General features: G+C 66.2%; 4 protein-coding genes. All 4 read right to left on the bottom strand.

What is annotated here, in order from left to right:
• Nucleotides 1–1,263: C4-dicarboxylate transporter DcuC (gene dcuC / locus Q4F91_RS02465; RefSeq protein WP_303334197.1), on the bottom strand; the 1,263-nt coding region annotated here is incomplete at its 3' end.
• Nucleotides 1,264–1,507: 244 nt separating this feature from the next.
• On the bottom strand, nt 1,508–3,010 hold the full coding sequence (locus Q4F91_RS02460) for a sodium:alanine symporter family protein (RefSeq protein ID WP_303334195.1): 1,503 nt from the start codon (nt 3,008–3,010) through the stop codon (nt 1,508–1,510).
• A gap of 263 nt (nt 3,011–3,273) precedes the next feature.
• A complete protein-coding gene (locus Q4F91_RS02455; protein ID WP_303334194.1) occupies nt 3,274–5,469 on the bottom strand; it encodes a protein-disulfide reductase DsbD in 2,196 nt (731 codons plus the stop codon).
• Nucleotides 5,470–5,640: 171 nt separating this feature from the next.
• Nucleotides 5,641–6,924, bottom strand: coding sequence for a glutamate-1-semialdehyde 2,1-aminomutase (gene hemL, locus Q4F91_RS02450; RefSeq protein WP_303334192.1), 1,284 nt, complete (start codon nt 6,922–6,924; stop codon nt 5,641–5,643).
• Nucleotides 6,925–7,021: the final 97 nt, after the last annotated feature.

Genomic DNA, 7,021 nt, shown 5'->3' with positions numbered 1-7,021 from the left:
GATGAGAATCACGCCGGCCACCGGCGACATGGCGCGGAGCATCTCGCTCGCGGTATGAATCATGAGCATGATGTCGATGCCGGTCGAGCCGTAGCCCTTGGCAATCTCAGGGACGATGGGCGCAAGGCTCGTGAAGGCGGCCACGCCGGAACCCGTGAGGACGGTGACGAGGCCGACGATCGCCGAGAGGACGACGCCGGTGCCGAGCTCGCCGATGCCGACGGACTTCGCGGCCGTGAGCAGCATATCGACGATGCCCACGTTCTGCAGGCCCTTCGCGAAGAAGGCGGCGACGAAGATCAGACCCACGGTCGAGGTGAGGATCGAACCCATGCCCTTGAAGAGCGCGAAGCTCTTGTCAAAGGAGGCCCTGACGTCGCGCCGCACGACGAGGTCAATCAGGAAGGCGATGATCCAGGAGAGGAACATCGCGGTCGCGACGTTCATCGCGACGCCGTACACGAACTTGTTGAAGATGAGGAGCAGGATGATCGGAAAGAGCGGCATCAACGCGTACAGCGCCGGGACCTCCTCGAGCTTCTCGCGCTTCGCTTCGAGGTCGGCGAGGTTCGCGACCTCGCCCGTGCCGTCTTTGCGGTCGAAGTAGTACTGCGTGAAGACATGCGCGACCGCCATGGCAAGGATCGTCGGAACCGCCATCGGGAGCTGGTAGCGCACGAGATACTCGATCGGGTCGAGATGAACGAGCTGGGAGGCGAGGTTCGCCGTGCCCGACGCCGGGGCGTAGCCGATGGCGAGCACGCTCGCGACGACCGCCGCGGCGGCGAGGCTCGAACAGCCCACGCGGATGATGAGCGGGTAGACGGTGACCACCATCAGCATGGCGAGTCCTGCGGCGGAGGTGATGACGAGGCCGAGGCAGTGGCCCACGATGAAGACCGCGGCGAGGATGATGTAGGGATTCCTGATGAAGGCGAGCGGTTTCGCGCAGACCGTGACGAAGCGGTCCGAGGCGCCGATCTCCTGCATGTAGGCGGCGAAGCCGCCCGAGATGAGGATGATGAATCCCACGCCCGCCACCTGGGAGACGGAGATCGTGCGGAAGAGCTCGATCAGGTCAAAGGCCTCGATGCCGGTGGCCGTGAACTTCTTGGGGAAGACGTCGGCGCCGGCCATCAGGGCGAGGGCATTCAGGACGATGCCGCCCAGAAGAATGACCATGTTGACCTGGTACTTCTTGACGACGGCAAAGCCGCAGAGGACGAGCACGGCGATGCCGAGCCAGGGGTAGACAGCGGACATAGGAGTTGCTCCTTTTTTGAATCGGGACGGATGAAGAAGAATGCTGACCTCATGTCACGGGGGTCGATAGACATTGTGCAGCATCTCCGTCGTGCGGAAGTCCCCCGCCGTCCTCGCCCGGATGCACCGGCTTGAATTTCGCAAGGCGCAATGAAAACGGCCCCGACTGATTCACACAGACGGGGCCGTTCAGCAGAGATCGGGAAGGAGGACCAATTCCCTGCCCGATCGGTGCACGGTTTCCTTATTTGTGCGGACGCGTGATGCCGTCGAGGTTGTCGACGCCGAGCTCCTCCTCGATCACTTCGTTGCGCTCGGCGCGGTTGCCTTCCCAGTAGGTGGCGTTCTTGATGCCGAGCTTCTCCGGATGGAAGACCGGGTTGATGCCGGCGTTCATCTGCTCCTCGTAGTCCTTCAGAGCCTTGAAGGCCGTGCCCTGCAGGAGCAGGATCGCGATGAGGTTGAGCCAGGCCATCATGCCGATGCCCACGTCGGCCATCGACCAGATGAAGGTCGAGGCGCGCAGCGTGGCTAAGGCGATCGTGGCGAGGAAGATGAGCCGCATGATGAGCATGAGCACCGGGGCCTTGAGCACGCGGTTGACGTACGCGACGCACGTTTCGGCCATGTAGTAGTAGCCGAGAATCGTCGTGAAGGCGAAGAAGAAGATCGCGATGCCGATGAAGGGGCCGCCCCAGCCGGGCATCAGCGAGTCTATGGCGAGCTGCGTGTAGACCGGGCCCGCCTCGACGCCCTCAAGCGCCTGGTGCAGGAACCCGCCCTCGGGGTTGACGACGTTGTAGCAGTCCGTCATCAGGACCATGAAGCCCGTGGCAGAGCAGACGAAGAGCGTGTCAATGTAGACCGAGAAGGCCTGCACGAGACCCTGCTTCACGGGGTGCGAGACGGCGGCCGCCGACGAGGCGTGCGGGGCCGTGCCCTGGCCGGCTTCGTTCGAGTAGATGCCGCGCTTGACGCCCCAGGAGATCGCGAGGCCGATCATGCCGCCGAAGACGGAGTCGGCGCCGAAGGCGCTCTGGAAGATGAGGCTGAGGACGTGCGGGACCTGCTCGTAGTTCGCGCCGATGATGACGATCGCGAAGATGATGTAGGCCTGCGCCATGAAGGGAACGACGAGCGTGGTGAAGCTCGCGATGCGCTTGAGGCCGCCGAAGATGATGAAGCAGAGGAGCGAGGTGATGATCGCGGCCGAGACCGTGAAGTCGAGGTCAAAGGCCTGCTTCCACGCGGCGGCGATCGTGTTGCTCTGCACGCCCGGGCAGAGGAAGGCGGCCGAGACGATGGTGACGATGGCGAAGAGCCAGGCGTAGGGCTTGCAGTTGAGGCCCTTCTCGATGTAGTAGGACGGGCCGCCGCGGTACTGGTCGCCAGTCTTCTCCTTGTAGATCTGGCCGAGCGTCGATTCGACGAAGGCCGAGGAGGCGCCGAGGAAGGCGACCATCCACATCCAGAAGAGCGCGCCCGGGCCGCCGAAGCAGATGGCGGTCGCGACGCCGGCGATGTTGCCCGTGCCGACACGGCCGGCGAGGGTGAGGGCGAGCGCCTGGAAGCTCGAGATGCCCGTCTCGTCCTCGCGCTTCTGGAAGATGAGGTGCCACATCTCCGGTATGAGGCGCAGCTGCACCACTCTGGAGCGCAAGGTAAAGAAAAGCCCCGTGCAGAGGCAGAGGCCGACCAGAAATGGGGACCAGATGATCCCGTTCAGAAAGTTGATGATGTCTTCCATTTTGTTTTTGAGAGAGAAATGAGAGGGAAACGACGGCGGAAGACAGGTCATCGGGTTTCCGGGGCGGAAGGTTTTTCTTGGGTTGTGCCTGCCGCGGAACCTGGCTTCAACACGTGCTTATTTAAAAGCAAGCCAGGTGCCGCGGGGCGGAAGGCGAAGCGAAAGGATGCGCCTTGAACAAAAAATTAAGGCGTCCCGCCTAGAGAACTAAGCGGAACGCCCGATGAATTTGTAAGACGCAGTGCTTCGGAAAGACGCTTCGATCAGCGCTTGCCCTCGAGTGCGTCCAGAACGATGCCCGGGGTGAGGAGCTCGGGGAGCACCGAAACGGTGCCGTCCGTGCGGTAGATGAGGTAGAGCGGCACGCCGCTCCTGCCGTACTGCGCGAGGACGCGCGAGATCTCGGCGTTGCGGTTGGTCCAGTCGCCTTCGAGACGGACGAAGCCGAGCGCGTTCATGCGCTCGACCACCTCGTCGCGGTCCAGGGCCGAAAGCTTGTTCGCCTGGCAGGTGAGGCACCACGCGGCGGTGAAGTCGACGAAGACGGGGTGGCCTTCCTCGAGGGCGCTCGCGACGGCAGCCTCGCTCCAGGGCGCCCAGCCCGCGTCGGCGCGCGACTCGGGCGCCTGCTCGAAGGCGCCGCTCCCCGCCCAGACGACGGAGACCGCGGTGAGGGCGAGCATCACGCACATCACGGGGACGCTCGAGGCGCGGCCGTACTGACGGCGCCCGAAGAGCCAGCAGAAGACGCCGAGCGCGCCGATGCCGCAGAGCACGACGAGGACGCCCCGGTAGTCAACCTGGCGCGAGAGCACCCAGGCGAGCCAGAGCCCGGCGAGCGCCATCGGAATGGCCATCACGCGGCGGAAGGTCTCCATCCAGGGACCGGGCTTCGGGAGCTTCCTCGCCCACCCGGGGAAGAGGCAGAGCAGGAGCCAGGGGAGCGACATGCCCAGCCCCAGCGCTACGAAGACCGCGAGCGCTTCGAGGGCGGGCTGCGTGAGGGCGTAGCCGAGCGCGGCGCCCATGAAGGGCGCGGTGCAGGGGCTCGCCACGATCACGGCGAGCACACCCGTGAGGAACGAGGCCGCGGGACCTGACTTCGGGCCCTTGCGGACGGCCTCGGCGTCGGCGACGCGGCTCCCGAACGTGAATTCGTAGAAGCCGAGCAGATTGAAGGTGATCGCGGCGAAGAGGAGGATCAATGTCGCGACGACCCACGGCGACTGCAGCTGGAAGCCCCAGCCGAGCGCGTGACCGGCGCCGCGCAGCGCGATGAGAAGCCCCGAGAGCACGAGCATCGTGAGCACGACGCCCCCGGTGAAGGCGACGCCGTGGTTGACGAGCTTCACCTGCGAGTTCGCGCCCTTGATGAGGTCAAGGAGCTTCAAGGACAGCACCGGGAAGACGCAGGGCATCAGGTTGAGGATGAGGCCTCCGAGGAAGGCGAAGAGAATCGCCGCGGCGGTGCTGATCGAGACGGCGCCCTGCTGCGGCACCGGAGCGGCAGGAGCCGGGGCGGGCGCCGGGTTTTCACGGGCGTCCTCGGGCGGCGGGGTGACGGTGCCGCGCGCGAGCGGGATCTTCGTCTCGATCGCCCAGCCGCCCCGCATCGGGCCGCCGTCGGCGATGATGACGCCCTCGATCGACTCGGCCGGGGCCGCGGCGAACTTCTCGTCCGCGGTGAGCCAGAGGCTCTGGCCGCCGCCCTCGGCGGGCGCGGAGACCGGGGCGTCCGCGAGCTTCAGGATCTTCTCAAAGGGCAGGAAGTCGAGGCTCCTCGAGACAACCGCGCTGTCGGAGACGTCGATGCGCAGACGCGTTTCCTCGATCGTCGCGGTGATCGAGCCGATGTTGTTGACGCGCTCCGGAAGATCCCGGATCGCGCGCTCGATGTCGGCGCCCTCGGGGAGGTCCCTGCCGGAGACGGCGATGGGGAGGCGGAGCGACACGTCGGCCGTCTCGGGCACGCACATCTCGCGGCAGACGAGGTATTCGACGTGGAGCCTGATCGTGGCGTTTCCGGAGGCGCCGCGCGGCACCTCGACGCGGAAGGGGAAGTCCACGACGTCGCCGTAGCCGAAGCTCACGAGGCCGGAGGTGACGGTGCGCTCGGGGAGCGGGAACTCAGGGGCCGTGGCTTTGAGTCCGGGGGGAAGGGTGAAGGTGAATTCCGGAGGCAGGCCCGCGTCGCCCGGCATGCGCCAGTAGGTGTGCCAGCCCTCCTCGTGCGTGAAGCGGACCGCGAGGCGGTTCTCCGCCTGAGGCGTGAGCGCGGACTTGGCGCTGATGATCTCCACGGTCGCGTGGGGGCCGCTCTTCTGGCGGCTGCCGCGGTCGAGCGCGCTCATCCAGCCGTCGGCGTCCGGGGCGGCGAGCGAGGTGGCGGAGATCACGAGGGCGGCTGCGCAGAGGGCAGCCCGCCCGAGGCGTCGGAGAATTCCGTCGAGGTGGGGCATGTGGGGTTTGAGAATGCTTCGTGGGAGAAAAACATCAGCGCGGCGCGCCTGCCGGAAAGGCCTTTCGAAAAAAGACCGTTCGGGAAGAACACGCCGCCCTGGGTGCGCTTCAGATTGTACGGAGGCGGCGGAAAAACACCTGGCCGCCCCCGGTCTGTCAGCCGTGACGAATTACTTCGCCATCCCGGCGAACACCTCGCGCGCGGCGGCGACGGTCGCGTCGATCACCTCGTCGCTGTGGGCGATCGAGACGAAGCCCGCCTCGAAGGTCGAGGGCGCGAAGTAGCAGCCGCGGTCGAGCATGCCGTGGAAGAAGGTGTTGAAGGCCTTCGTGTCGGCCTTCATCACGTCGGCGAAGCCCTGCGGGCGCTCCGGGAGGAAGTAGATGCCGAACATGCCGCCGACGGAATCGGCGCAGAAGGGCACGCCCGCTTCCTTCGCCGCGGCCGTGAGGCCGGTGACGAGGCGGGCGGTCTGGGCGCCGAGGCGGTCGTAGAAGCCCGGGGCCTGGATCTTCTTCAAGGTGGCCATGCCGCAGGCGACCGCGACGGGGTTGCCCGAGAGCGTGCCCGCCTGATAGACCGGGCCGCACGGGGCGATCTTCTCCATGATGTCGCGACGGCCGCCGAAGGCCGCGACCGGCATGCCGCCGCCGATCACCTTGCCGAACATCGTGATGTCAGGGGTCACGTTGAAGAGCGACTGGGCGCCCTTCAAAGCAACGCGGAAGCCCGTCATCACCTCGTCGACGATCAGGAGCGCGCCGTACTGCGTGCACAGACGCCTCATCGTGTCGATGAACTCCTGCGTGCCGCGCACGAGGTTCATGTTGCCCGCGAACGCCTCGACGATCACGCAGGCGATCTCGTCGCCGTACTTCTTGAAGGCGTCCTCGAGCTGCTGCGGGTTGTTGTACTCGAGCACGAGCGTGTGCTCGGTCACCGAGGCGGGAACGCCGGCGGAGGAGGGATTGCCGAAGGTGAGAAGACCGGAGCCGGCCTTGACGAGCAGAGCGTCGGAGTGGCCGTGGTAGCAGCCCTCGAACTTGATGATGCGGTTGCGACCCGTGAAGCCGCGCGCGAGGCGGATGGCGGACATGCCGGCCTCGGTGCCGGAACTCACGAGGCGCACTTCCTCCATCGCGGGGATGAGGCGGGTGAGCTCCTCGGCGATCTCGACCTCGGCGCGCGTGGCGGCGCCGAAGGAGAGGCCGCGGTCAACGGCGGCGTGCACGGCCTCGACGACCTCGGGGTCGTTGTGGCCGAGGATCATCGGGCCCCAGGAGCAGACGTAGTCGATGAAGCGCTTGTCTTCGGCGTCCCACATGTAGGGACCCTGGGCGCGCTCGATGAAGCGCGGGGCGCCGCCCACCGAACCGAAGGCGCGGACGGGCGAGTTGACGCCGCCGGGGATGACTTTCTGTGCGCGTTCGATGAGCGCCTGGTTGCGATCCATGCTTGAAACTCCTGGAAGGATGATTGGCGGAACAAAGCCGGGGAAGCGGCGGGAAGCCGTCACCCGGGTCCGGCGAGGAAAATTCTGTGTCAGGCGC

The sequence above is a fragment of the Sutterella sp. genome (assembly GCF_030539355.1).
GTDB lineage: Bacteria > Pseudomonadota > Gammaproteobacteria > Burkholderiales > Burkholderiaceae_F > Sutterella.
The sequence above is the reverse complement of the archived record's forward strand: the minus strand, read 5'-3'. Positions and strand labels throughout refer to the sequence as shown.

What these genes read in the sequence shown, in the direction of transcription:
- hemL (WP_303334192.1), bottom strand. Translation starts at nt 6,924, where the DNA reads ATGGATCGCAACCAGGCGCTCATCGAACGCGCACAGAAAGTCATCCCC.
- Q4F91_RS02455 (WP_303334194.1), bottom strand. Translation starts at nt 5,469, where the DNA reads ATGCCCCACCTCGACGGAATTCTCCGACGCCTCGGGCGGGCTGCCCTC.
- Q4F91_RS02460 (WP_303334195.1), bottom strand. Translation starts at nt 3,010, where the DNA reads ATGGAAGACATCATCAACTTTCTGAACGGGATCATCTGGTCCCCATTT.